26 protein-coding genes and 2 other annotated features are annotated in these 25,347 nt (G+C 44.1%); of the genes, 15 read left to right on the top strand and 11 right to left on the bottom strand.

The annotated features are described in order from the left end of the window. Positions 1 to 14: 14 nt before the first annotated feature. A complete protein-coding gene (locus tag CHH48_RS11390) occupies positions 15 to 848 on the bottom strand; it encodes an ABC transporter ATP-binding protein (RefSeq protein WP_095219223.1) in 834 nt (277 codons plus the stop codon). A 226-nt stretch (positions 849 to 1,074) separates the two neighbouring features. Here CHH48_RS11390 and CHH48_RS11385 point away from each other — a divergent pair, with 226 nt between their 5' ends. Then, entirely contained in the window at positions 1,075 to 1,638 is a 564-nt protein-coding gene (locus CHH48_RS11385) for a nitroreductase family protein (protein ID WP_095219224.1), read from the top strand. 39 nt (positions 1,639 to 1,677) lie between these two features. Here the strand turns inward: CHH48_RS11385 and phnE (CHH48_RS11380) are convergent, their stop codons facing one another. From phnE (CHH48_RS11380) to CHH48_RS11365, 4 genes are all read right to left on the bottom strand, one after another. Next, positions 1,678 to 2,490 carry a phosphonate ABC transporter, permease protein PhnE gene (gene phnE / locus CHH48_RS11380; RefSeq protein WP_095219225.1) on the bottom strand — a complete coding sequence of 271 codons (813 nt, stop codon included), beginning with the start codon at positions 2,488 to 2,490 and terminating at the stop codon, positions 1,678 to 1,680. Beyond that, positions 2,487 to 3,278 (bottom strand): phosphonate ABC transporter, permease protein PhnE, encoded by a 792-nt coding sequence (gene phnE, locus CHH48_RS11375; RefSeq protein ID WP_095219226.1) that lies wholly within the window; start codon positions 3,276 to 3,278, stop codon positions 2,487 to 2,489. Before phnE (CHH48_RS11375) ends, phnE (CHH48_RS11380) begins: the two co-directional genes overlap by 4 nt. Then, positions 3,275 to 4,057: a phosphonate ABC transporter ATP-binding protein gene (gene phnC / locus CHH48_RS11370; protein WP_095219227.1), complete on the bottom strand. Its 783-nt coding sequence runs from the start codon at positions 4,055 to 4,057 to the stop codon at positions 3,275 to 3,277. The genes phnE (CHH48_RS11375) and phnC overlap by 4 nt, the downstream gene beginning before the upstream one ends. A 136-nt stretch (positions 4,058 to 4,193) precedes the next feature. After that, positions 4,194 to 5,123, bottom strand: coding sequence for a phosphate/phosphite/phosphonate ABC transporter substrate-binding protein (locus CHH48_RS11365; protein ID WP_095219228.1), 930 nt, complete (start codon positions 5,121 to 5,123; stop codon positions 4,194 to 4,196). 172 nt (positions 5,124 to 5,295) lie between these two features. Here CHH48_RS11365 and CHH48_RS11360 point away from each other — a divergent pair, with 172 nt between their 5' ends. Both CHH48_RS11360 and CHH48_RS11355 read left to right on the top strand, forming a co-directional pair. Next, a complete protein-coding gene (locus CHH48_RS11360; RefSeq protein ID WP_095219229.1) occupies positions 5,296 to 6,873 on the top strand; it encodes a bifunctional metallophosphatase/5'-nucleotidase in 1,578 nt (525 codons plus the stop codon). A 375-nt stretch (positions 6,874 to 7,248) separates the two neighbouring features. Continuing rightward, the gene (locus CHH48_RS11355) at positions 7,249 to 8,091 is read left to right on the top strand and encodes a 3D domain-containing protein (protein WP_095219230.1); all 843 of its coding nucleotides are present in this window, start codon (positions 7,249 to 7,251) and stop codon (positions 8,089 to 8,091) included. 95 nt (positions 8,092 to 8,186) lie between these two features. On the opposite strand, the gene CHH48_RS19810 is transcribed toward CHH48_RS11355, so the two are convergent. Beyond that, a complete protein-coding gene (locus tag CHH48_RS19810; protein ID WP_255212170.1) occupies positions 8,187 to 8,315 on the bottom strand; it encodes a hypothetical protein in 129 nt (42 codons plus the stop codon). Positions 8,316 to 8,424: 109 nt separating this feature from the next. Here CHH48_RS19810 and CHH48_RS11350 point away from each other — a divergent pair, with 109 nt between their 5' ends. The 10 genes from CHH48_RS11350 (at position 8,425) to CHH48_RS11305 (ending at position 18,880) form a co-directional block, all read left to right on the top strand. Beyond that, on the top strand, positions 8,425 to 9,576 hold the full coding sequence (locus CHH48_RS11350) for a DEAD/DEAH box helicase (RefSeq protein ID WP_095219231.1): 1,152 nt from the start codon (positions 8,425 to 8,427) through the stop codon (positions 9,574 to 9,576). A 54-nt stretch (positions 9,577 to 9,630) separates the two neighbouring features. Next, positions 9,631 to 9,842 (top strand) — a binding site (T-box leader). 25 nt (positions 9,843 to 9,867) lie between these two features. Then, positions 9,868 to 10,110: a binding site (T-box leader), on the top strand. 65 nt (positions 10,111 to 10,175) lie between these two features. Further along, on the top strand, positions 10,176 to 11,579 hold the full coding sequence (gene trpE, locus CHH48_RS11345) for an anthranilate synthase component I (RefSeq protein ID WP_176466421.1): 1,404 nt from the start codon (positions 10,176 to 10,178) through the stop codon (positions 11,577 to 11,579). Continuing rightward, positions 11,560 to 12,162, top strand: a complete 603-nt coding sequence (locus CHH48_RS11340) for an anthranilate synthase component II (RefSeq protein ID WP_095219232.1) — start codon at positions 11,560 to 11,562, stop codon at positions 12,160 to 12,162. Before trpE ends, CHH48_RS11340 begins: the two co-directional genes overlap by 20 nt. Next, positions 12,143 to 13,162, top strand: coding sequence for an anthranilate phosphoribosyltransferase (gene trpD, locus CHH48_RS11335; protein ID WP_095219233.1), 1,020 nt, complete (start codon positions 12,143 to 12,145; stop codon positions 13,160 to 13,162). The genes CHH48_RS11340 and trpD overlap by 20 nt, the downstream gene beginning before the upstream one ends. After that, positions 13,159 to 13,941: an indole-3-glycerol phosphate synthase TrpC gene (trpC, locus tag CHH48_RS11330; protein WP_095219234.1), complete on the top strand. Its 783-nt coding sequence runs from the start codon at positions 13,159 to 13,161 to the stop codon at positions 13,939 to 13,941. Before trpD ends, trpC begins: the two co-directional genes overlap by 4 nt. Beyond that, positions 13,938 to 14,546: a phosphoribosylanthranilate isomerase gene (locus CHH48_RS11325; RefSeq protein ID WP_095219235.1), complete on the top strand. Its 609-nt coding sequence runs from the start codon at positions 13,938 to 13,940 to the stop codon at positions 14,544 to 14,546. Before trpC ends, CHH48_RS11325 begins: the two co-directional genes overlap by 4 nt. 5 nt (positions 14,547 to 14,551) lie before the next feature. Continuing rightward, positions 14,552 to 15,757 carry a tryptophan synthase subunit beta gene (gene trpB / locus CHH48_RS11320; protein WP_095219270.1) on the top strand — a complete coding sequence of 402 codons (1,206 nt, stop codon included), beginning with the start codon at positions 14,552 to 14,554 and terminating at the stop codon, positions 15,755 to 15,757. Further along, positions 15,750 to 16,529 carry a tryptophan synthase subunit alpha gene (gene trpA / locus CHH48_RS11315; protein WP_095219236.1) on the top strand — a complete coding sequence of 260 codons (780 nt, stop codon included), beginning with the start codon at positions 15,750 to 15,752 and terminating at the stop codon, positions 16,527 to 16,529. The genes trpB and trpA overlap by 8 nt, the downstream gene beginning before the upstream one ends. Positions 16,530 to 16,722: 193 nt before the next feature. Further along, a complete protein-coding gene (locus CHH48_RS11310) occupies positions 16,723 to 17,628 on the top strand; it encodes an ABC transporter ATP-binding protein (protein WP_095219237.1) in 906 nt (301 codons plus the stop codon). Next, on the top strand, positions 17,621 to 18,880 hold the full coding sequence (locus CHH48_RS11305) for an ABC transporter permease (RefSeq protein ID WP_095219238.1): 1,260 nt from the start codon (positions 17,621 to 17,623) through the stop codon (positions 18,878 to 18,880). Before CHH48_RS11310 ends, CHH48_RS11305 begins: the two co-directional genes overlap by 8 nt. An 84-nt stretch (positions 18,881 to 18,964) precedes the next feature. Here CHH48_RS11305 and CHH48_RS11300 read toward each other — a convergent pair whose 3' ends face one another. From CHH48_RS11300 to CHH48_RS11285, 4 genes are all read right to left on the bottom strand, one after another. Beyond that, positions 18,965 to 19,393 (bottom strand): VOC family protein, encoded by a 429-nt coding sequence (locus CHH48_RS11300; protein ID WP_095219239.1) that lies wholly within the window; start codon positions 19,391 to 19,393, stop codon positions 18,965 to 18,967. A 132-nt stretch (positions 19,394 to 19,525) separates the two neighbouring features. Further along, a complete protein-coding gene (locus CHH48_RS11295; protein ID WP_095219240.1) occupies positions 19,526 to 20,290 on the bottom strand; it encodes an NAD-dependent epimerase/dehydratase family protein in 765 nt (254 codons plus the stop codon). Positions 20,291 to 20,293: 3 nt separating this feature from the next. Continuing rightward, the gene (locus tag CHH48_RS11290; protein WP_095219241.1) at positions 20,294 to 20,749 is read right to left on the bottom strand and encodes a methylated-DNA--[protein]-cysteine S-methyltransferase; all 456 of its coding nucleotides are present in this window, start codon (positions 20,747 to 20,749) and stop codon (positions 20,294 to 20,296) included. A gap of 53 nt (positions 20,750 to 20,802) precedes the next feature. Beyond that, a complete protein-coding gene (locus CHH48_RS11285) occupies positions 20,803 to 22,422 on the bottom strand; it encodes an ABC-F family ATP-binding cassette domain-containing protein (protein WP_038563882.1) in 1,620 nt (539 codons plus the stop codon). Positions 22,423 to 22,721: 299 nt separating this feature from the next. Between CHH48_RS11285 and CHH48_RS11280 the strand changes: the two genes are divergently transcribed. Continuing rightward, complete coding sequence (locus tag CHH48_RS11280) at positions 22,722 to 24,902, top strand: DNA topoisomerase III (protein WP_095219242.1); 2,181 nt, start codon at positions 22,722 to 22,724, stop codon at positions 24,900 to 24,902. Positions 24,903 to 24,936: 34 nt separating this feature from the next. Here the strand turns inward: CHH48_RS11280 and CHH48_RS19565 are convergent, their stop codons facing one another. Next, positions 24,937 to 25,077 (bottom strand): hypothetical protein, encoded by a 141-nt coding sequence (locus CHH48_RS19565; RefSeq protein ID WP_176466422.1) that lies wholly within the window; start codon positions 25,075 to 25,077, stop codon positions 24,937 to 24,939. Between CHH48_RS19565 and CHH48_RS19560 the strand changes: the two genes are divergently transcribed. Beyond that, positions 25,076 to 25,213, top strand: coding sequence for a hypothetical protein (locus CHH48_RS19560; protein ID WP_176466423.1), 138 nt, complete (start codon positions 25,076 to 25,078; stop codon positions 25,211 to 25,213). The genes CHH48_RS19565 and CHH48_RS19560 overlap by 2 nt on opposite strands. Positions 25,214 to 25,347 lie beyond the last annotated feature (134 nt).

The raw sequence follows: 25,347 nt of genomic DNA, 5'->3' as shown, positions 1-25,347 counted from the left end.
GCAACGCGTTTAGTTTATGCCAAAGTTTTTTCGATGATACGCTCTTGCGCAACAGGAGCTGCACTTCCAAGAATATTATAAGGCAAGCAGAGAGGCACTCCTGAACGCGGGTCGATAATCACATCAGCTTCGATGTTGAATACTTCCCTCAGGTTCTCTGCAGTAACAGTATCAACAGGTGAACCTTCGCAAATTACCTGTCCTTTTTTGATAGCAATCATGTGATCTGCATAACGTGTAGCATGATTGAGATCGTGTACAACCATGACGATCGTACGGTTTTCTTCACGATTCAGTTTATGCAATAGCATAAGCACTTCCAACTGATGTGCCATATCGAGGAATGTCGTCGGCTCATCAAGGAAGAGTGTTTCCGTTTCTTGTGCCAATGCCATTGCAATCCAAGCGCGCTGACGCTGTCCGCCGGAAAGCTGGTCGACCGCACGCTGTGCGAAATCCTCCATCGCTGTCACTTCAATTGCCCATGCAATTACTTCCTTATCATAAGGAGTAAGAGTGCCGAACCCTTTCTGATGTGGATAGCGGCCATATGCTACAAGCTCAGACACTGTCAAACCCTCGGGTGCAACAGGATTCTGAGGAAGGATGGCAAGCTGCTTCGCGACAGCTTTCGTTGATTGTTTATGAATGCTTTTCCCGTCCAATAGTACCGTGCCGTTTTTCGGCTTCATGACACGCGCCATTGTCTTAAGTATAGTGGATTTGCCGGAACCATTAGCTCCAACAAGAGCTGTAATCTTTCCTTTAGGAATTTCTATAGTTAAATCTTTTACGATTGATTTATCTCCATAGGCTACTTCAAGTAATTCCGTTTGTAAACGTCCCATTACTGGTACCCCTTTCCTCTTCTCTTTGATTTGAGAATGAGATTCGTTATCATTTATATTGTCACAAAATAAAGGTCTGTTCAAGCGTTATTCAGAAACTTTCATAAAAAAGTAAGATTTTTTCCAGATAGATAGCACATTGACATTGTATGGAATATTCAGATATGATAATGATAATGATTTTCAATTAAAGAAAAGCACGGAGAATGGAAGAGGAGTGTGACAGATGCAATTAGAGCAGCTGATAAAAGATAGAAGATCAATTACGAATTATGATACTAGTAAAAGAATCTCTTACGAGGAGATACAGGAACTACTTGATATAGCAGTGTGGGTGCCAAACCATAAAATGACGCAGCCTTGGCGTTTTATTTTAATTGATGGTGAGACGAAACAAAAGCTGGGTGAAATCAATTCGAAGCAAGGGGCGAAAGGTGCTGCAACAGCTGAAGAAAAAGAGAAAAAAGCAGAGGCATTAAAAAAGAAGATTACTGATGTTCCGCTTTGGATTGCTGTCGTTTTAGAGGAAAATACGCAAATGAAATTCCGTGAAGAAGATTATGCATCTGCTAGTATGCTAATCCAGAATTTCAGCCTGCTTGCATGGGAAAAAGGCATCGGAACAATCTGGAAGACGAATACATTGCTCGAGAATGCAGATGCGAGAGAATTACTCCAAATCAGACCAGGTGAACGTAATATCGGACTCCTGCAGGTCGGGTTTATCGGTAAAGAACCGAAAGTGAAGCCAAGAGTGCCTGCAAGCGAACGTACAACTGTATTGAACTAAAAAACAGCGATTCTGCTTAAAGCAGAATCGCTGTTTTCTTTATACAATCTTTTTACGCAAATAGCCAGAAATTAAGTCAATCGCCGATACCAATACAATGATACCAAGTAGAATGACACCAACGCGCGGCCAGTTACGAGAAGTCAAAGCGAAAATAAGCGGAGCTCCAATACCACCTGCGCCGATAATACCGAGGATGGAAGCTCCCCGGACATTCAGCTCGAAACGGTAGAGTGTGTAGGAGATGAATCCAGGCAGTACTTGCGGCAATACGGAATAGACGAGTACTTGGATGCGGTTAGCTCCTGTAGCAATCAAGGCTTCACGTGGACCGTGATCAATTGCTTCTACTTCTTCAGCAAATAGTTTACCTAGCATCCCGATGGAATGCAGACCCAATGCGAGTACCCCAGCAAACGATCCAGGACCGACAGCTTTAATGAAGATAATCGCCAGAACAACCTCTGGGAATACCCGAATGAAGCTAAGTACGAATCGGCCCAAACCGGTAACAAAAAATCCGGATTTATCTTTGCGGCTCGCGGCCCAGAAACCGAATGGTATGGTAAGAATAGCTGAAATGAACGTACCAAGGATAGAGATAGCCAGTGTATCAATCAATCCGAAGATAAGACCTTCTTCTTCATTTACGAATGCCCAATCCGGATGGATGATACCATCGAAAATCGCCTTGGAAATCTGACCAGCAGTCTCCTTGATTTCAAATTCTTCTATTCCAGCAAAAGCCCAAACATAGATAGCAGCCAGGATGACTAGGATCAACACACGGTTGAAGACCTTTTTACCGCGGCCTTTTGGTTTATCGACAGTATGTGTAGGTAATTGGCTCATAGTAATTTCTCCCGTAGTTTGTTACTCACAAAATCGATGATCAATACAACGGCAAGGGTTGCAATAATCAAGGTATTGACACGTGGATAATTTAAGAAACCAAGGTTGCTGTCATAATAAAGACCGATACCGCCTGCACCTACGAGGCCAAGGATGGCAGCGGCACGAATATTTACCTCGAATGTATACAGCACATACGAAACGAAATAGGCAGCAGCCTGAGGGATGATAGCGAAAGTAATCCACTGGACTTTGTTCGCACCAACCGCTGTCATAGCTTCCATTGGCCCTTTGTCGATTCCTTCGACGGATTCATATGTCAATTTTGCGATAATCCCCACGGAGAAGATCGTCAAAGCAAAGATACCAGGAATCATACCTAAACCAAAAATTGCTACGAAAATAGCTGCAAGCAATAGCTCCGGAACTGTTCTGATCAAGTTCAGTACAAATCGTGCTGGATAAGAGATCCAAGGTATCCGGTTCACGTTGTTTGCACAAAGCAGAATGACTGGAACGGATATGATAGCTCCGAATGTCGTTCCGATGACAGCCATGCGGATTGTCTCAAGCATCGGTTCGATGATTTTCTCAAAGTAGGCCCAATCCGGCGGGAACATATCGATGACAAGGCTGGCCATTTGATCGCGGTTCGTTATCAAATCCATAAAGCTGGAGCCTGTCTGAATATAACTTAGGGCAAGCAGGACCAGTACGATTGCCGCTGTCAGATAATGTTTGATTCTGGTAGGCGGTTTTGGAATCGTCTTTTTCGGAGGCTGGCTCATTCGGCACCCTCTCCAATTGGACCTCGCTGCTGTTCTTTTTCCAGCTGCTGTCCGTAGATTTCCTGGAATTTCTCATCAGTCGCTTCATCCACTGGTCCGTCGAACACAACTTCTCCCGCATTCAAACCGATGATGCGTGTAGCATATTGACGTGCGATATCGATGAAGTGAAGGTTGACGACAGTCGTAATACCAAGCTCTTGGTTAATCTTTTTCAAATCATCCATTACTTGTTTCGTTGTCAGCGGATCAAGAGAAGCTACTGGCTCATCAGCAAGGATGATTTTCGCTTCCTGTGCCAAAGCTCTGGCAATCGATACACGCTGCTGCTGTCCGCCAGAAAGCTGGTCAGAACGCGTATAGGCCTTCTCGACAATATTCACACGATCTAGTGCATTGAGAGCCAAGTTGACATCCTCTTTCGGGAATAAGCCGAATACAGTCCGCAGCGTGTTATGGTAAGCAACACGGCCGGAAAGGACATTCCGCAAAACAGTAGAACGTTTGACGAGATTGAAGTTTTGGAAAATCATGCCAATATCACGACGGATATGGCGCAAATTCTTTCCTTTAGCAGCTGTAATGGATTCATTATCAATCATAATTTCGCCTTCGGAAATTTCATGCAATCTATTAATCGAGCGCAGCAATGTAGACTTACCGGCACCGGAAAGACCAACAATGACAATAAACTCGCCTTTTTCGATAGTTAAGTTGATGTTTTTCAAACCTTTGACGCCGTTCGGATATGTTTTCGAAACATTGCGAAATTCTATCACTTTCTATACCAACCTTTTTATGTAGTTTAATAGTAAAGCAGAAAAAATACAGTTAAGAAAAGATATAGTTACAGACAAAAGCCCAGCCAGTCTAAGGAAATCTCAGGCTGGCTGGATTGATAGCTAGTTTATTCTATTATTCTTGTGCAAATTTCTCGGAATACTCGCGAACAACTTCGAATTTACTATCATCAGATTTTACGTAACCTTCATGTGTGTAAACATCACGGATGATTTCCAAACCTTCCGGATCTTTACCGATGTTGATGAAGGCATCAGTGATTTTTTCTTTCCATTCGTCATTGATTTCAGGAGTAACTGCAATTGTATCATTCGGGATTTTTTCAGTAGTAGCAATTACTTTCGTATCCTCGAAGACAGTTGGGTAGTCACCTTTAACGACGTTACGTGCATCTTGGAATGTTACAGCTGCATCTGTGTCACCGTTCAATACGCTGATGATACCAGCATCATGACCTTTTACAGTTGTTGGAGTCAAGTCGGACTGGATGTCCAAACCAGCAGCATCAAGTGCACCAGCAGGCCATACATAACCTGCAGAGGATGTTACATCCTGAACTGCAATGGTCTTGTCTTTCAAGTCCTCAAGAGAGTCTATTCCAGAATCGCTCTTCACGACGAATTGAGCTAAGTAGAAATCTACTAGTTCGTCAGTTGGTGAACCGTCTTCTGGATTAACACCATAACGCTGAGACTGAAGGATAACTTCTGCAGCATCTTTGTCATGTGCCAATACATATGCTGTAGGCGGTAGGAAGCCGACATCTACTTGGCCGGAAGCCATCGCCTCAATGATAGTGTTGTAGTTAGTAGATACACTTACTTCAACAGGAATGTCCAGTTCTTCTTCCAGAAGATCTGCAAGCGGCTCTGCTTTTGCTTCAAGTGTTTCTGCATTCTGAGAAGGAACGAATTGCACACGCAATTCTTTCAAATCTCCGTTGCTGCCTTCGCCTTCTGCGCTTGAATCATCAGATCCGCACGCACTTAGCAACCCTGCTGCAAGAAATAGAGTCGCACCAACACCTGCAATTTTCTTAAACATGATATACCCCCAAAAATTGTTTAATTTGCACTGCATGAACAACTATATCACGACTTGTTCCAATTTATGTTAACTTACTGTAATAAGAATGTAAAGATAGATTTGGCATGTTATGATAGATAATAGCAAAAACTGTTTTAATTCTGAAAAAGAGGTCGGAGGAATCATAAGTATGTCTGATAAAGTGACAAATATCACCATGCTCGTTACTAGTGATGTGCATGGAAATATCTTTCCTACTACATACCGGGATCACGAACCAGCTCCCCAGGGACTGGCACGGGTAGCTACCTTAATTAAAAGAATAAGAGAAGAAAAGAAGCATGTTCTTCTGCTTGATAATGGGGATATGATACAAGGTACTCCGCTAACGTATCACCATGCAAAATACCAAGCAGGTAAAGATAATCCGCTGATTCGCTGTATGAATGAGCTAAAATATGATGCTGCGGTAATAGGCAATCATGAATTTAACTATGGCATGCCGTATCTGCAATCGGCAATTCAGCTTGCAGACTTTCCGTATCTTTGCGGTAATATCCTTGATAAGACGAAAAAGGAACCTATATTCGGCAGACCGTATGAAATCAAACAGATAGATGGTGTTAAATTAGCGATCATCGGTATTACTACTCATTTCATACCAAACTGGGAAGATCCGAATCACATTGAGGGGCTTGCATTCGAGCATGTCCTGGAATCGACAAGGAGATGGGTGAAGGAAGTTCGGGAGAAAGAACAGCCTGATGTCCTAATTGTCGCTTATCATGGCGGGTTCGAACGGGACCTTGATACAGGAGAGCCGACAGAATCACTCACTGGTGAAAATGTAGGCTATGAAATTTGCCATTCAATAGAAGGAATTGATATTTTGGTCACTGGTCACCAGCACCGATCACTCGCTGAAAAAGTGAATAATGTGACCGTTGTGCAGCCTGGATCCAATGGTGCATTCCTTGGAGAAGTTTCAATTACTGTCGAGCATCTATATAATAGTAGGAAACATGTCATATCAGAGGCGAAATTACATACAATCACGAATGAAATCGAGCCCGATAAAACGATTTTGAGACTAGTTTCTTCCTATGAAGAAGAAACACAGAAATGGCTGGACCAGCCGATCGGAAAAATAGATGGAGATATGATCATCCATGATGCATTTGAAACGAGGGTGAAGGAGACACCATTTATCGAATTTATCAATAAAGTACAGATGGATGCAGCGAATGTTGCTATCTCCAGTACAGCATTGTTTCATAATGCGTCACCTGGATTCCCACAGAATATTACGATGCGAGATATCGTCTCCAATTATATCTATCCAAACACGTTGAAGGTGATTGAGATTTCTGGAGCAGATATGAAGCATGCACTCGAACTCTCTGCCACTTACTTCAATTTGGACCAAGAGGGTGAACTTGAGGTGAGCCGCTCCTTCCTGGAACCTAAGCCACAGCATTACAATTACGATATGTGGGAAGGTATCGACTATACATTAGATATCAGTCGTGAGGTCGGAGACCGAGTACAAGAATTAAACATCAAGGGCAACCCTGTCATTGCAGATGAGATGTATGAGGTAGTAATGAATAATTATCGGGCTGCTGGCGGGGGAGACTACGTCATGTTTAAAGGAAAGCAAGTGGTCAAGGAGATCACAACAGATATGACAGAGCTGATTGCAGATTACATCAGCGAGCGTAGTGTAATTGAAGCAACTTGCAACCATAATTGGAGAGTAAAGAAGTGAAAAACAGGAGCTGCTGCTCCTGTTTTTTTATATAATTGGAATATAAAAGGGAATTCATGAGCTTGTTTTGTAACATTTGTCCTAAAAAAGCCGGAAAAACGACAAAAATTGAACGAGAAAAAGCGAATGCAAACAAAGTCAACAAGAATTTCAACTTTAGTAACTTACAATTAATGGAATAAAACAAGCCCTTTTGTTACAAAAAAACCCCTTTAAGCTTGGTTATCACTCGTTTTGTTACAGAAAGATTACAGTGTAACAATAATATTGCTGTGAGCACGGGCTGTAATATAACCTTAAACTTCCTGTAACCCACTGGGCTAAGCCCATGTGATACCATAAGTCCTGTTAGAAATTTAAGGAGGTAGACGACGTATGAAAAAAACAGTCGTATCTTTAGCTACAGGACTAGTAATTGCGGGGGCATTCAGTACAACAGCATCAGCTGCTGAATATAATGTTCAAACAGGGGACTCTCTTTGGAAAATCGCAGACAAATACGAAGTGAGTGTAGATCAGCTTAAAGAGCTTAACCAACTTGATTCTGACCTAATCTTTCCTAATCAAAAATTAACTATAGATAAAGAAACAAACCAAACAGACTCATACACAGTACAAAAAGGCGATTCTCTTTCTAAGATCGCAGGGAAGTTCAATATATCGGTAGGCGAGTTGAAATCTTGGAACAGCCTTAACTCCGATTTGATTGTAATAGGTCAGCAACTGGCGGTGACTGGCGGAGCTGTAACTGAAACAGCACCAGTGAAGCAGGAAGCGGCTCAAACAGAAGCTCCGAAACAAGAAGCACCTAAGCAAGAAGAAAAGCAGGAAGCACCTGCACAAACAGAACAAAAAGCAGAACCTGCTAAAGAAGCAGCAGCTCCTGCCAAAGAAGAAAAAGCAGCTACAAGTACTAGCCAAGAAGCAACGAAAGAATTGTCAGTATCTGCAACTGCATATACTGGTCAATGTGAAGGATGCTCTGGTGTAACAGCTACTGGTATCGATTTGAATGCTAATCCGAATGCGAAAGTTATTGCAGTAGACCCTAGTGTTATTCCTTTAGGATCAAAAGTATGGGTTGAAGGCTATGGAGAAGCAATTGCAGGCGATACTGGCGGTGCAATCAAAGGTAATAAAATCGATGTACACGTACCAGATCAAGGAACTGCATTGAACTGGGGACGTAAAACTGTAACAGTAAAAGTACTAGACTAATATAAAAAGCGTAACAGGTGGAGCAAATGGCGGTTTGCTCTGCCTGTTTTTATTTATATTATTATTTACCCACGTGTGTGCAGTATAAACGCATATTATTTTAAATTTACAGACGATTTACTTGTCTCGTTGATGCTTTGGATATTTCCTCCACCTCGAAAAAGTCCGATAACGCTGAAACTGATGATCAGCAAGACAAAAATGCCGATCAGCCATTTTTGCATATAATTTCCCCCTTTTTATGTGTATACTAGTATCTTACAAACTTTTGACGCGTACTTCTATGGAAACTTCACATAATAATTATGGAAAAAGTATGAAAGAGGGAACAACATGAATGTGTTCGATGATTTGAACTTACAAAATAACCGTTTGGAAATACTACATAAATTAGGTCTGACAGAACCTACGCCTGTTCAGAAGCAAGCAATTCCCGAAATTCTGGCTGGAAAAGACGTGATTGCAAAAGCGCAAACAGGTACCGGTAAGACACTTGCTTTCTTGCTGCCAATATTGGAGATGCTGAAAATGGATAGCGACGGTATTCAGGCGCTCATTCTTAGTCCAACGCGGGAACTGGCTATCCAGATTTATGATGAACTAGCGAAGCTGATTCATTCGGAAGAAGAAATTGGAATCTTAGCCGTTTATGGCGGTCAGGATATCGTGAAGCAGCTTAAAAAACTCGAAGGCAGAGTGGACATCGTTGTCGCTACGCCAGGTCGTCTGCTCGACCACATGCGCCGCGGCACGGTAGATCTTTCCCATGTAAGGACTTTCGTTTTGGATGAGGCAGATCAGATGCTGCATATGGGTTTTTGGCATGATGTAAAGGACGTTGCAAATGCTTTGCCGAATTCGAAACAAACATTGCTGTTTTCTGCTACAATGCCGAAGGAAATTCGCCAGCTTGCTTCTACCCAAATGCAGAAGCCGAAGGAAATCACGATTCAAACAACCAATGTGACATTAAAAGAAATCAAGCAGATTGTCCTGGAAATGTCTGACCGTGAGAAGCGGAATGCATTGAAGGTGTTATTGCAGATGTATCGTCCGTTTGCTGCGATTATTTTCTGCAGGACAAGAAGACGTGCTTCTGAACTGCATGGATATTTGCATGCGCAGGGTTTTGAATCGGATGAACTGCATGGAGATTTGTCACAGGCAAAACGAGAACGTGCTATGAAGAACTTCCGGGAGTACAAGACACAGTTCCTTGTTGCGACTGATGTGGCAGCTCGAGGCTTGGATGTTGAAGGTGTGACTCACGTATTCAATTATGATCTGCCAGAAGATACAGAGAGCTATATCCACCGTATTGGCCGTACAGGCAGGGCGGGCAGCACCGGTTTAACAGTAGCCTTCGTGACTCCTCGTGACAGTCATCAAATCAAACAAATCGAAAGAGAAACAAAACAGCGTCTGCCGCGAAAAGAACTTATTTTCGGGGAAAATGGTAAGCCTGATTTAATAGATGCAGAATAAATACCTCTTGACAAACGAAAATAAGGGTACTACAATGAATCCAACATAACTGATACGTGAGCGAAGACGAAGAGTAGTAGCTTATGTGGTCACTTCAGAGAGCCGGTGGATGGTGGAAACCGGTGTGACGCATATGTGAATGGACTTCTGAGCACCATAGCTGAAATGACCAGTAGGCTGTGGCGGTAACTCCCCCGATAGCAGGAGCAAAGTGAGCTAGTGCGCTAGCTAACAAAGGTGGTACCACGGGTAATCTCGTCCTTTATTGGAGAGATTGCCCTTTTTTATACACATAAATCGTTGATGAAGAGGAGTACATGCTGATTGATTTGTACAGAGAGCCTGGTGTGGTGAGATCCAGGTCAAATCGGCAGCGTGGAATGGACTTCAGAGAGATTCCTTGAAACATAGTAGGGGAATCCGGTTTCCTCCGTTACCGGGATAGGATATCAAGGCTAAAGCTTTCGTATCCGAATGAGAGGAAAGCGAGAGCTTTCAATAGAGGTGGCACCGCGGTGTAAAACCGTCCCCTATGCACATGAACCAATCATGTGCATAGGGGACGGTTTTTTTATTACAAAGAAAAGGGAGCGAGAAAGATGGCGGCAACGGATAGCATAAGATTTCAGAAGAAACAATTGAACGGAGATACGCTCACACCCGTCGTGATTTATAAGCGGATGGCAGGTGAAAAGAAGTTTTTACTGGAGAGTTCGGTACACCATACAGGAAAGGGCCGCTATTCCATCATTGGAGCTAATCCTTACAAGGAATTGATCGGTAAGGGTCAGGAAACAATGCTGAAGTTTGCAGGACAGGAAGAGCAGCTGGCGGATAAACCATTAGAGGTTTTGAAGAAACAGATAAGCGGAGTCGAATTACCGCTCGATTTTCCTTTCTATGGCGGAGCCGTCGGCTATATGGCATATGATTCAATTCGGCAGTATGAAGTAATTGGAGAGATGCCAGAGGATCCGATCGGTATGCCAGAAGTTCATTTTATGTTCTATGAGGATATTATCGTTTACGACCATAAGCATCAGCAGATCACTTTACTAGCCATTGATGGCGCGGGAATACGATCAGCAGAAATGCTCCAAGCACGTTTGGATGAAATGGAGCAGGAGATAACATCTTTCAAGGACATACCTGATGCTGTATTGCCGCCAGTTCATTTCCGGCCTGAGACGGATCAAGCAACATTTATGCAGATGGTGGAAGATGCCAAGGCGTACATCAAAGCAGGTGATGTATTTCAAATAGTACTTTCACAGCGATTGACGGCAGAGTTCAGTGGAGATGCTTTCAGCTTCTACCGAAAGCTGCGGGCGAGCAATCCTTCACCGTATATGTTCTTCCTCGATTTTGAGGACTATACCGTATTGGGAGCTTCCCCGGAAAGCTTGATCAAAGTAAGCGGCAATAAAGTGACGGCTAACCCAATCGCTGGATCGAGACCGCGCGGTAAAACACTAGCGCAAGATGAACAGCTGACGACTGAACTGCTGGCAGATCAAAAGGAATTGGCGGAGCATCGGATGCTTGTCGATTTAAGCCGTAATGATTTGGGCCGTGTGTGTAAGGTAGGTACGGTCGAGCTGACAAAGTATATGACAGTAGAAAAGTACCAGCACATTATGCACATTGTCTCTGAAGTACAAGGAGAACTGGCAGATAATATGACTGGATTGGATGCACTGATTGCAGCTCTTCCGGCAGGTACAGTTTCCGGTGCCCCGAAAATACGTGCAATGGAATTGATCAATCAATTTGAAAAGAAAAAACGAGGGCTCTATGCCGGCGCAGTTGGCTATATAAATATGAACGGTGATCTTGATTTGGCACTGGCCATCAGAACGATGGTCATAAAAGACAATAAAGCATATGTACAGGCGGGAGCCGGACTAGTGTATGACTCGGATCCCGAGACAGAATATCACGAAACGCTGCATAAAGCGAAATCTTTAACGGAGGTTGGATTACATGATTCTGCTGATCGATAATTATGATTCTTTTACGTATAATCTGTTCCAATACACAGCTGAGCTTGGAGAAGAAGTCAAGGTTGTCCGCAATGACGTCATCTCTATCCAGGATATTGAAGCAATGAATCCAGAGGCAATCATCATCTCCCCTGGACCAGGCAGACCGGAAGATGCAGGAATATGCGTCGAGGCGATTCGTCACTTTGCTGGCAATATTCCGATTCTCGGCATTTGTCTCGGCCACCAGGCAATCGGTACAGCCTTTGGCGCGAGTATTATCCGAGCGGGACAAATCAAGCATGGGAAGACATCAACACTTCGCTATGTGGGAGAACCGGTAATAGAAGGAATCATTAAGGACCTGCCAATCATGCGTTATCATTCTCTTGTCATTGATAAGCACAGTGTTCCAAATGATTTGGAAGTTACCGCTTATTCAGAAGATGATGAGGAAATCATGGCTGTTCAGCATATCCGTTACCCAGTTTATGGACTACAGTTTCACCCTGAATCGATTGGAACAGAAGCTGGTAAGGAGATCGTGAAGCATTATATTCAAATCATGAAAGAAGGGGAAAGTCATGGAACCATTGTTGGCTAAGCTTACCAATACGCAGGCTTTGACTTATTCAGAGGCGTTGCAGGCATCCCGGGAATTACTGGAAGGCAGTATGCCAGATGCTGTGGCGGGAGCATTTCTTTCCATGCTGCAAACCCGTGGAGAAACAGCGGATGAAGTAGCAGGTATGGTGGCTGCAATTCGCGAAAAAGCCCAGACGATTCCCCTTCAGGCAGCAAATGTGATGGATAACTGTGGAACTGGGGGAGATGGGTCACAAAGCTTCAACATCAGTACGACAGCAGCTTTTGTAATTGCTGGAGCAGGTATTACGATTGCGAAGCATGGTAATCGCAGTGTATCCAGCAGAACAGGCAGTGCGGATGTCCTGGAGAAGCTGGGTATCCCCTTGTATCTGCCGGCAGCCGAGATGACGCATTTGCTTGAGGAGAATGGCATCGCCTTTTTATTTGCACCTCATGTTCATCCTGGTCTGAAGCAGGTAATGCAGCTGCGTAAAGTGCTTCGTATCCCAACCATATTTAATTTAATTGGGCCATTGACGAATCCAGTCCAGCTTGATTCTCAGCTGCTCGGCATCTATCGACGCGATATGCTCGAGATGATGACTGAAGCACTCCATAAATTGGGACGCAAGAGGGCGATTGTCATTAATGGGGCTGGGTTTATGGATGAAGCATCCCTTGCAGGAGAGAATCACCTTGTCCTGCTGGAGAACGGAAAACAATCAGCCTTCACTCTCCATCCAGAAGAGGTCGGACTGCCGGTTTATCCTCTGGAAGCAATCAAGGGCGGTGATGCTGCCGAGAATGCAGACATTCTGTTAAGGGTATTGAATGGGGAGAGCGGTGTCCATAGAGATACAGTCGTATTGAATGCAGGTCTTGGTATATTTGCTAACGGAAAAGCAGCCTCTATCCATGAAGGCATCCAGCTTGCGAAGGAAAGCATCGATAGCGGAGCTGCTAGACAGAAACTGCAATACTTGATCGATTATAAGCAAAAGGAAGTGACCTCATGACATTCTTAGCAAGGATACTAGAAGAAAAGCGGACGGAAATTGCTACACTTAAACAAACATACCAGCCGACAGCGGTACAGCGTAATCCGATATCATTATATAAGCGATTTCAACAACAAAAACAGCTGCAGGTTATCGCAGAGATCAAACGTGCTTCTCCTTCCAAAGGAATGATCAATCCCGATGTTGTACCTGCGGACCAAGCAAATATCTATGAATCAGCAGGAGCCGGGGCTATTTCAGTTCTGACAGACACACCGTTCTTCAAAGGCACGATGGATGATTTGGCAGCTGTCCGAGAGGCAGTGGAGCTGCCGATAGTAAATAAAGATTTTATCTTAGATGAAATCCAAATCGATAGAGCAGCTGACTATGGTGCTGATGTGATTTTGTTGATTGTTGCAGCATTGGAGAAAGATCGATTGCACGCTCTCTATCACTATGCAAAATCCAAAGAGATGGATGTGCTGGTAGAGGTTCACAATGAAGAAGAATTAGAACAAGCACAAGAACTTGGTGCGAATATCATCGGAATCAATAATCGAAATCTAAAAACCTTTGAGGTAGATTTGGGTGTAACGGAACGATTAATAGAAAAGATTGATACCTCCGCAACGCTTGTCATTAGTGAAAGCGGCATAACGGTACCATCTGATGCGTCACGTGTAGCGAAAGCAGGGGCAAAGGGTATCCTTGTAGGTGAAACGCTCATGCGAGCTACCGATGTAGGAGCGGTATTGGAAACACTCCGGGTCCCAGTAGGAGCGGAGCAGTCATGATCGTCAAGATTTGTGGTATCCAGTCGGTGGAGACTGGGCGAATGGCAGTGGAAGCAGGAGCTGACATGATTGGATTTGTTTTTGCGGACAGCAGACGTAAGGTATCACCTGAGCAAGCAGCCCGCATCGGAAAAGAGCTCCCGGCACAGGTGAAGAAAGTTGGCGTGTTTGTCAATGAGCCGATCGAGAGTTTACTAGACATAGTTGAGACAGCTGGTCTGGATTACATTCAGTTGCATGGCGATGAAACACCAGACTATGTCAAAGCTATCAACAAGCCCGTGATTAAGGCCTTTTCAGTTGCTTCAGAGGATGATCTAAAGCAACTGGCTGATTACCAGTGTGAATACTATCTGCTTGATAGTCCAGCAGAAGCGTATAGGGGAGGCAACGGCACAGCATTTGACTGGTCGCTTGCAAGCTCGGAAGCAATATCAAGGGAAAAGCTCTTTCTTGCGGGTGGTTTGCATAGCGAAAATGTGCAGCAAGCAATTGGGGAAGTGAGCCCTGTCGGCGTCGATGTCAGTAGTGGTGTAGAGACAGAGGGACAAAAAGATCCAATTAAAATAAAACAATTCATTACAGCGGCAAAGAGAGGACAGTGAAAAACATGGCAACATATCCGACAGAAACAGGGCATTACGGAAGCTTTGGGGGCCGTTTCGTACCAGAAACGTTAATGCCAGCCATCTTGGAACTAGAAAAAGCATTCATAGAATCAAAAGAGGATCCTGCATTCCAAGAAGAGATGCGCTATTACTTGAAACAGTATGTAGGACGGGAGACACCACTTTATTATGCAGAACGTTTAACTGCGATTCTTGGAGGACCAAAAATCTATTTAAAGCGGGAAGACCTTAACCATACAGGTGCGCATAAGATCAACAACACAATCGGGCAAGCGTTGCTGACGCAGCGAATGGGAAAGAAAAAGGTAGTTGCCGAAACAGGCGCTGGCCAGCACGGAGTGGCTACTGCAACGGTCAGTGCATTGCTTGGATTGGAATGCATTATCTTCATGGGGAAAGAAGATGTCAGACGGCAGGCATTGAATGTTTATCGGATGGAGCTATTGGGCGCACAGGTCGTCTCAGTCGATCAAGGTAACGGCACATTGAAGGATGCAGTGAACGAAGCAATGCGCTACTGGACAGCGAATGTAGAAGATACGCATTATATCTTTGGTACAGCTGCAGGTCCGCATCCATTCCCGCAAATTGTCCGAGATTTCCAGCGGATCATCGGCGATGAAACGCGTAAGCAGATTATCGAGGCAGAAGGCAAGCTGCCAGAAGCGATTGTTGCTTGTGTTGGAGGCGGAAGTAACGCAATCGGCATGTTCTACCCGTTCGTTGATGATCGTGATGTAAAAATGTACGGTGTGGAAGCTGGAGGTATGGGGTTGCCGACAGGTAAGCATGCTGCTTCTCTTACGGAAGGGAAAGCTGGAATATTACATGGATCATTGTCTTACCTGCTGCAAAATGACGATGGTCAGGTGCAGGAAGCACATTCGATTTCAGCCGGATTGGATTATCCTGGTGTCGGTCCAGAGCACAGCTATTTAAAAGATGCTGGACGAGTAACATATGATGCCGTTACCGATGAAGAAGCACTGGAGGCTGTACGTCTATTATCCAGGACAGAAGGAATCATACCTGCTTTGGAAAGTGCGCATGCAGTAGCATACTGCAAAAAACTGGCACCAGTGATGGATAAAGAGGATGTGCTGGTCGTCTGTTTATCAGGGCGCGGTGATAAAGACGTGAACACGATCAGGGAAGCACATGAAACAGGAGGGAATCTTCATGACTAAAGCGCAACTCGATGCTGCATTTCTAACAGTATCTGAAGCTGGGGAGAAAGCTTTCGTACCATATATAATGGCAGGTGATGGTGGCTTGGAAAGCTTGAATGAACGCATTCGTTTTCTAGCGGACAGCGGCGCAACGGCTATCGAGCTGGGGCTGCCTTTTTCGGATCCAGTCGCAGACGGGCCGACTATCCAAGCAGCCGGAATTCGCGCATTGGAAGCTGGCACGACTGTCCAGGCAGTACTGGATGAGGTTGCAAAGGAAAAAGCCAGCCGCAATGTGCCGCTTGTTATTATGACTTACTTGAATCCAGTCTTCGCTTATGGGGTGGAAGCCTTCGCTTCTGCATGTGCAGCAGCAGGAATATCCGGTCTTATCCTGCCTGACCTGCCGCTTGAAGAGGAAGGACTTGTTGTCGAAGCCCTTCAGAAGCACGAAATAGCGCTGATCCGTTTGGTCGCTTTGACAAGCACGCCTGATAGAATTCGGGCACTCGCTGAGCGCGCAGAAGGCTTCCTTTATGCGGTTACAGTAGCAGGTACAACAGGGGAGAGAGCAACCTTCGTCGATCAGCTGGGCACGCATCTGCAGGAACTGAAGGAAATTAGCAAGGCGCCCGTGCTGGCCGGTTTTGGAGTATCTACGCCAGAGCATGTGAAGGAACTGAGCCAGTATTGTGATGGAGTGGTCGTCGGAAGTAAGATCGTAGATGCTTTGCATCAAGGAGACAGACAGCAAGTTGCAGAGTTGATTAGGTCAAGAAAGCAAGCATAAATCAATTGTTTCTTATATGTAGAGTGTAGAGAAATTCACAATTTCTCTGCACTCTTTTCTATTGGCTTCTTAGGAAAACATTACAAAAGATAAAAGGTCTGTTAAGCCTATCATATCGACTTGTTTCATTCTTGTGATATAGTGAAACATTTCCAGTTTCCATTCGTACATTTAGTAAGAGGAGAAAGAAAGGATGGTTCGGGTGCTTCAATTGAAAAATGTGACCAAAAGGTTCGGTAAACATACTGCAGTGGATCAGCTGACGCTGACAATACCAGAAGGGGAGATGTTTGGCTTCTTAGGTGCTAATGGAGCTGGTAAAACGACTACTTTCCGAATGATTCTTAATTTATTGGAGAATACGGAGGGGGAGATATTTTGGCATGGCAAAAAGATTACATACGCACAAAGTAATGAGATAGGATATCTTCCGGAGGAGCGCGGCCTTTATCCAAAGCTTACCGTAAAGGATCAGCTCGTCTATCTTGCCAAGCTTAGAGGCATGGCGAAGGCAGACAGTGTTAAAGCCCTTAAAAGCTGGCTGGAGCGATTCAACATAACAGAGTACGAAAATAAAAAAGTGGAAGAGCTGTCCAAAGGGAATCAGCAAAAGATACAGTTCATATCTGCTGTTTTGCATAATCCACGGCTTTTGATATTGGATGAACCTTTTTCTGGCCTGGATCCAGTTAACGTGGAAATGCTGAAAAAAGCCGTTATCGAATTAAAACAATCTGGAACTTCCATCATTTTTTCTTCCCACCGAATGGAGCATGTAGAAGAATTATGCCGCTTCCTTTGCATCATGAAGCATGGCAAACCAGTCGTAGAGGGAGATTTGACTGAGATCAAGCGTTCTTTCCGCAAGAAGAATATAACTATTTCAGCAGACTATGACTTGACCTTCTTGTCAGAAACAGCAGGGGTTGTGAAATATCAGGAGACGCAGCAGGGATGCAAACTTCAGATTGCTTCTTCTGAGGATGCACCTGTCGTGTGGAAACTGCTGACGGAGAAGGGATTTGTCAATAAATTTGAAGTGGAAGAACCTACTTTGAATGACATCTTCATCGAGAAGGCAGGTGAATCATATGCGTAAATTTTGGATTGTATTCTCACATACTTATTTATCCCGCGTGAAAACAAAAGGTTACATTATATCCAGCGCGATCTTTTTGCTTATCATTTGCGGCATTTTTTATATACCGGATATCATTGAACGCTTTACCGGTGAAGGTGAAGAACCAGTGGTCGCGGTAATTGATGAAACAGAAAACCAGCAGCTTTACGAAGCATTGAGCAGTGGTGCTGAAGACTATCAGCCTATTCTTTTCGATGGTAATGAAGACGAAGCCAAGCAGGCTGTTGAAAATGAAGAATATGAAGGGCTGCTCGTCCTGAATCAGTCAGAACAGAACTTGCCGGAGGCCGTCTTTTACGGTATGCAGCTGACAAACAGCACTAGCGATGATATGGAAGCACAGTTGCAGCAGATCAAAGTTGCCCAGGCTGCTTCGCAGGCCGGTGTGGACGAAGCTGCCATGCAGGAAATTTATGCGCCGGTTTCTTTTGAACGTCAGTCGCTTGATAAAGAAGCGAAGACAGAAGAAGAGCTGGCAGGATCATATGGACTTGTCTATATTTTAGTCTTCGCGCTTTATATAAGTGTCATCACTTACGGTATGATGATTGCAACAGATATCACAAATGAAAAATCATCTAGAGTAATGGAGATTTTAATCTCTAGTTCTTCACCAGTAAGTCAAATGTTCGCTAAGATTCTTGCCATTGGCATGATGGGGCTCACTCAATTGGCATTGATTGCAGTTGCTGTGTATGTGATGGTCCAGATTCGTGGTCAGGAACTAAGCGGAGGTTTCTTCGATTTTATTGGTATAGCGAATGCTTCGCCAGTTACATTAACGTTTGCATTGATCTTCTTTATTTTGGGATACTTCCTATACGCTATCATCTGTGCCGGGCTCGGTTCGGTGGTAAGCAGGATGGAGGATGTCCAGCAGCTTGTAAGTCCGATTATCTTCTTGGTGATGGGTGCTTTCTTCCTTGCCATGTACGGACTTAACGCACCAGACTCGACAATCATCGTTGTTGCCTCCTACATTCCATTCTTTACGCCGATGATCATGTTCCTGCGTATCGGCATGCTGGGTGTACCTTCTTGGGAAATAGCTTTATCAATAGCCATCCTTGTAGCAACAATTCTTCTCATTGCCTGGATATCAGCCAAAGTGTATCGCGGAGGTGTTCTGATGTATGGTAAGGGTGGTTCGTTCAATCAGCTGAAGGAAGCGTTGAAACTATCTGGAAATATAAAGAATAAGAGTAAATAACATCTTCAGGTGAATGTACCACATTTTAAAAAGGCTGTCGGGAATAGTTCCGACAGCCTTTTTGTATAAGAGAATAGCTCATGCTCAATTGTGTTCAGATTGTGTGTTAATCTGCCACGTTACACCAAATTTATCTTTAACCTGCCCATACGAAGTACTCCAAAAAGTCTGCTGTAGTTCCATGATTACTTGACCACCGACTGATAGTTTTTCAAACACATCCTTTGTTTCCTCTGGAGAGCTGGTAATTACGGCGATTCCTACTTGATCGCCTAGCTCGAGAGGTTGACCAGGGAATGTATCAGATAGCATAAGATCGTAACCTCCCACTTTTAAATGCGCATGCAAAACGCGATCTTTCGCTTCAGCGGGTACTGGATGGTTAGGGTCTTCCGGCATCTCTCCAAAAGTTTTTACGCTTAGTACTTGAGCTCCCAAAGCATTCTCATATAATTTAACTGCTTCTTGTCCATTGCCATTTGTAACGATATAAGAATTGATTCCGTGTACCATCTTCAACATCCTATCTATTGTTTATTTTGCTCTCGTATGAATTTCGCTGTAAGTTACAAGATTCCTTTACTATCAATGTAAAAAAAGAACTATCCTGCCAGTCTGTCAATTAGACTGGCAGGATAGTTCAACTTATCTTCCAAAGTTGGTGAACATACCACCGATATAATCGGTCACGTTCTCCATCTTCACATTTTCAATTTCTTCTCGGTAATCTTCAGGGTTGTCTTCTGGATCATAGCCGATTTTGGCTGCATCTCGATTATCAAAGTAATCATTATGAAGGGAAGACACGCCATAAAAGACGCTCGTACCGATTTGTTCCGCCTCCAGACAGCGGACAATCAGCTGATTCATGTCACGCACGCTGATCCACGTATTCAGGTTGCGGTGTTCAGAAGGTTTCTCCAAATAGCTGCCAATGCGAAGACTGGCTGTTTCGATGCCGTGTTTCTTATTGTACATATTTGCCAGGTTCTCGCCGAATGCTTTGCTGGAACCGTAGTATGTATCAGGCAAATGAGACGCATCTGGACCGATCGATTGGTTGATAGGTTGGAAGCCGACAGCGTGGTTGCTGCTCGCGAAAACGATACGTTTAATGCCGTGCTTTCGGGCTGCTTCATATATATGGTAGGTTCCGTTAAAGTTGTTTCGGTTGATTTGTTCATACGTGCTCTCTGTGGCAATCCCGCCTAAATGGACGATGGCATCCACACCTTTTGCCAGCTGTAAGACTTCTTCTAAGACAGCGAGGTCTGCTTGCTGAAACAATCCGAGTTTATCTAGTTCTTCATCCTGTTTGATATCCGTCAAAACCAATTCGTAATCCTGGTGGATAGCCTTTACAAGATTTTTGCCGATATGGCCGGCAGCTCCTGTTACAAGTACTTTCATCTGTCATCTGCTCCTTTGTTGTTCGAATTCCAACAGCCAGTTCTTACGCCACGGCTCCCAGCGGTAACCTGTTACAATCCGATTCCTGCCGACAACTCGATGGCAGGGGACGACAATGGCGAATGTGTTTCGTCCAACTGCACTGGCTGCAGCCCGAACGGCGCGTTCATTTCCTGCCTCTTCGGCAATCGTACTATAAAAAGCTGAACTGCCATATGGTATCTGATTGACCTGTTCCCAGACTCGCTGTTGAAAAGCGGTACCGTTCATGGCTAACGGAAGCTGGAAACTGGTGATATCACCAGAAAAGTAGGCTTCTAGTTGTGTTCGAGCCAGTTCTGTAAGTGAATTGTTATTATTTGGCAGCGTATCGCCGAATAAGATACTTGTTATAAATTGATCTGTTGCTGTGATCTGTACATTACCTAAAGGCGTCTCTATATTACTTGTATAAGACATTATTGCCTCCTAAGAAACAAGCTCCAAAGCAGAAAGCCTTGGAGCTTGATTGATTAGCTGTACATTGCTGCGATTTCTTTTTGCAGCTTTTTGTCAGAAACATATTCATCATACGTCATTTCTTTATCCACAATACCTGTCGGAGTGATCTCGATCAGGCGGTTAGCGATACTGTTCACAAACTGTTGGTCATGGGAAGTGAATAGAAGCACACCTTTGAATTTGATCAAACCTTCGTTCAAGGATTGGATAGATTCAAGATCCAAGTGGTTCGTTGGTTCATCCATTACCAAAACGTTCGATTTGCTCAGCATCATCTTAGATAGCATACAGCGAACTTTTTCTCCTCCGGAAAGCACGTTCGCTTCTTTCAGTGCATCTTCACCACTGAAAAGCATACGGCCTAGGAAACCGCGCAAGAATGTCTCTGTCTGATCCTCAGGAGAGTATTGACGAAGCCATTCAACCAAAGTTAAGTTCACGCCATCAAAGTATTTGGAGTTGTCTTTCGGGAAGTATGATTGGGAAGACGTGATACCCCATTTGTACTCACCAGCGTCAGGCTCCATTTCACCCATGATGATTTTAAGCAAAGTTGTTTTCGCGATTTCATCGCGGCCAACTAGAGCTAGTTTATCTTCACGACCGACTGTGAAGCTGACGTTATCCAGTACTTTGACACCATCAATTGTCTTCGTAATGCCTTTAACAGTCAGCACATCATTACCGATTTCGCGCTCTTGTTGGAACCCTACATACGGATAGCGGCGAGAAGAAGGCTTGATGTCTTCCAATGTAATGTTATCAAGCATCTTCTTACGGGAAGTCGCTTGCTTCGATTTGGAAGCATTCGCACTGAATCGCGCGACGAAGGCTTGTAATTCCTTGATTTTTTCTTCTTTTTTCTTGTTCTCATCCTGTGCCATTTGTGTAGCTAACTGGCTGGACTCATACCAGAAGTCATAGTTACCCACATAAAGCTGGATTTTACCAAAGTCAACATCCGCGATATGTGTACAAATCTTATTTAAGAAGTGACGGTCGTGGGATACGACGATAACTGTGTTATCGAAATTGATCAAGAATTCTTCCAGCCATTGAATCGCCTGCAAATCAAGTCCGTTGGTAGGCTCATCCAGAAGCAAAACATCAGGGTTGCCGAACAAAGCTTGTGCAAGGAGCACTTTCACTTTCTCAGAACCAGTCAATTCAGCCATTTTTTTATCATGCAAAGATTCAGGAATACCTAAACCTTTCAATAGAACTGCAGCATCAGATTCTGCTTCCCAACCGTTCAGCTCAGCAAATTCACCTTCAAGTTCAGCAGCACGCATACCGTCTTCTTCAGAGAAGTCAGCTTTTGCATATAGTGCATCTTTTTCTTCAATGATCTTGAAGAGACGCTCATGACCCATCATGACCGTTTGCAAAACTTGGTGCTCTTCATAACCAAAGTGGTTCTGTTTCAGGAAGGCTAGACGTTCTCCGTCGCCGATTGCCACGTTACCAACCTGTGGCTCGACATCACCAGAAAGTACTTTCAAGAAAGTGGATTTTCCGGCACCATTCGCACCGATAACACCGTAGCAGTTTCCTGGGATGAACTTTATATTAACTTCTTCAAATAGTTTTTTGTCGCCATATTGTAGACCTACATTATTTACCGTTATCATGTATACCTTTTCCTCCATGATCAAAAATGTCACGCATGCCTTAAGCTTACGGGAATTTTAGGTGTAAGTCAATGTTGGATATTTTGTAGAAAAATCAAAATACTGGATATGGAATTCGTTTGATTAGATAATAATGTGAGATGCGATATGGATAGTTACTTTATTAAGAAATCAACAAAACAATATTGCAAACAGTAAGTTGAGGCAGTGCGCTGGCACTGCCTTTGTCATGCCGCTCGCTCCCGAAAAAAGCCGCCATGTGCTACACTATAGGAAGTGATTCGAGAAAGGATGTTTTCATGGGTAAAACGGTTGTACTGGCAGAGAAGCCTTCTGTCGGCCGCGATATAGCGCGTGTTCTGGGTTGTACGAAGAAGACGAACAGCTATATGGAAGGAAAAGACTATATTGTAACGTGGGCGCTTGGTCATTTAGTGACATTGGCGGACCCTGAGACATATGACGATAAATATAAAACTTGGAAGATAGAAGATTTACCGATGCTGCCGGAAAAACTGAAGCTTGTTGTGATCAAGCAAACTGGCAAACAGTTCAGTACAGTGAAAACGCAAATGAACAGAAGTGACGTCAGTGATATTGTCATCGCGACAGATGCAGGTCGCGAAGGGGAGCTTGTTGCACGCTGGATCCTAGAGAAAGCTCGTGTAAACAAGCCGGTGAAACGGCTTTGGATTTCTTCGGTAACTGACAAGGCGATCAAGGATGGGTTCAAAAACCTGAAGAGCGGCAAGCAGTTTGAAAATCTCTATAAAGCAGCGGTAGCCCGATCCGAAGCAGACTGGTATGTCGGATTAAATGCGACACGCGCTTTGACAACAAAGTTCAATGCACAGCTATCCAGCGGACGCGTGCAGACGCCGACACTCGCGATGATTCATGAGCGTGAAGAAGAGATCAAGAACTTCAAGCCAGAGACATTTTACGGAATTGAAGCCAAGACGCAAAAAGGTTTGCGTCTAATCTGGAAGGATCAGAAGCATAACAGTACGCGTACGTTCTCCAAAGATAAGGCGGAGCAGGTACTTCAGAAGCTGAATCAGGTTAAGGGTACAGTGAAAGAAGTAGAGAAAAAGCTGAAGAAGAGTTATGCTCCTCAGTTGTATGATCTGACAGAGCTTCAGCGCGATGCAAACCGTCTGTTCGGATTTGGCGGTAAGGAGACACTTAATATCATGCAGCAGCTGTATGAGCGTCATAAGCTGCTCACATATCCGCGTACGGACTCGCGTTATCTTTCTTCTGATATCGTCCCAACGCTAAAGGACAGAGTAAAAGCTGCGGGTGTGGGAAGCTATGGCCGACTGGCTACTAAAATTACGAATGCACCAATCAAAGCGACAAAGGCATTCGTAGACGATAAGAAAGTATCCGATCACCACGCGATCATACCAACAGATCAAAATGCGTATGGCGCTGATCTTTCCGATAAGGAACGGAAAATCTATGATTTGGTGATTAAGCGTTTCTTCGCCGTCCTGTTCCCGCCATTTGAATATGAACAAACAACATTGACAGTTGAAGCAGCTGGGGAAACCTTCACTGCCAAAGGTAAAATCGTACAAAAGCAGGGTTGGAAAGAAGTCTATGCAAACCGCTTTGATGACGAGGAAGTTGACGACGATCAAACATTGCCGAACGTCGAAAAAGGCGAAGAGTGGTCACTTACGTATCGGATGACGACGGGCGAGACGAAACCGCCGGAACGATTCACAGAAGGTACCTTGCTTCATGCGATGGAAAATCCGGTACGTTTCATGGCTGGTGAGAACAAAGATCTTATCAAAACGATCGGCCAGACTGGCGGACTTGGAACAGTTGCGACACGTGCTGATATCATTGATAAATTGTTCAATACATTCTATATCGAGAAACAAGGCAAGTATCTGAAAATGACTTCCAAAGGCCGACAGCTGCTTGAGCTTGTACCGGAAGACTTGAAATCACCAGCATTGACTGCAGAGTGGGAAATGAAGCTAAGTGCTATTGCAGAAGGCAAGCTGAACCAGCAGCAATACATTTCCGAAATGAAGCAGTATGCGAAAGAAGTCGTCACCGAGATCAAGAACAGCGAACATAAATACAAGCACGATAATATGACTGGCACGCAATGTCCGGATTGTGGCAAATTGATGCTTGAAGTGAATGGTAAACGCGGTCGTATGCTCGTCTGTCAAGACCGGGAATGCGGACATAAGAAAAATATCGCCAAAACGACGAATGCCCGCTGTCCGAACTGTCATAAACGTTTGGAACTGCGTGGTGAAGGGGAAGGTCAGATCTTCTTCTGTAAGTGCGGACACCGCGAAAAATTGAGTACGTTCAACGACCGCCGCAAGAAAGAGAAAACCAATAAAGCGAGTAAGCGTGATGTACAGAAGTATTTGAAAAAGAACCAGCAAGATGATAGCTTCGCCAATACTGCATTAGCGGACGCTTTAGCGAAATTCAAAAAACAGTAAATGAAGGAAGCCCTGCCAGTAGGTAGGGCTTCTTTTATTGCAAGCGAGCAGAAAGACTAATTTTACGTATCACATCATCCCAGACAATTTTCCCGCCGTAGATAAGGAAGACAAAACCGAACACCACATCCAAATAAGATTGGAATTTGACGACAATCTCACGGATACGTTTCATGCCGACAAGCAGCAATGTACCATGCGCTGTTGCCGAGCAGGAAGCAAATGATAAGCAGAAAAGGATTATGCAGTTGGTCGGTGCTGGCGAATTGCGGGAAGTTACTCATTATCAGAACGTGTTAAACCTCTTTTAAAGTGCATCATTATAGGAAACTCAGTCTTTTAAATTCATACTACGCTTCCATTCCAACCATTGATTTTCCCAACCCAACAACCGACAAAAAATGGTAAAATTGATAAATAAATAACTATTTTGAAGGAGCTTAGC

The organism is Terribacillus saccharophilus, assembly GCF_002272075.1.
In the GTDB taxonomy this organism is placed as follows: domain Bacteria; phylum Bacillota; class Bacilli; order Bacillales; family Amphibacillaceae; genus Terribacillus; species Terribacillus saccharophilus_A.
This window is presented reverse-complemented; position numbering and strand designations above follow the sequence as displayed.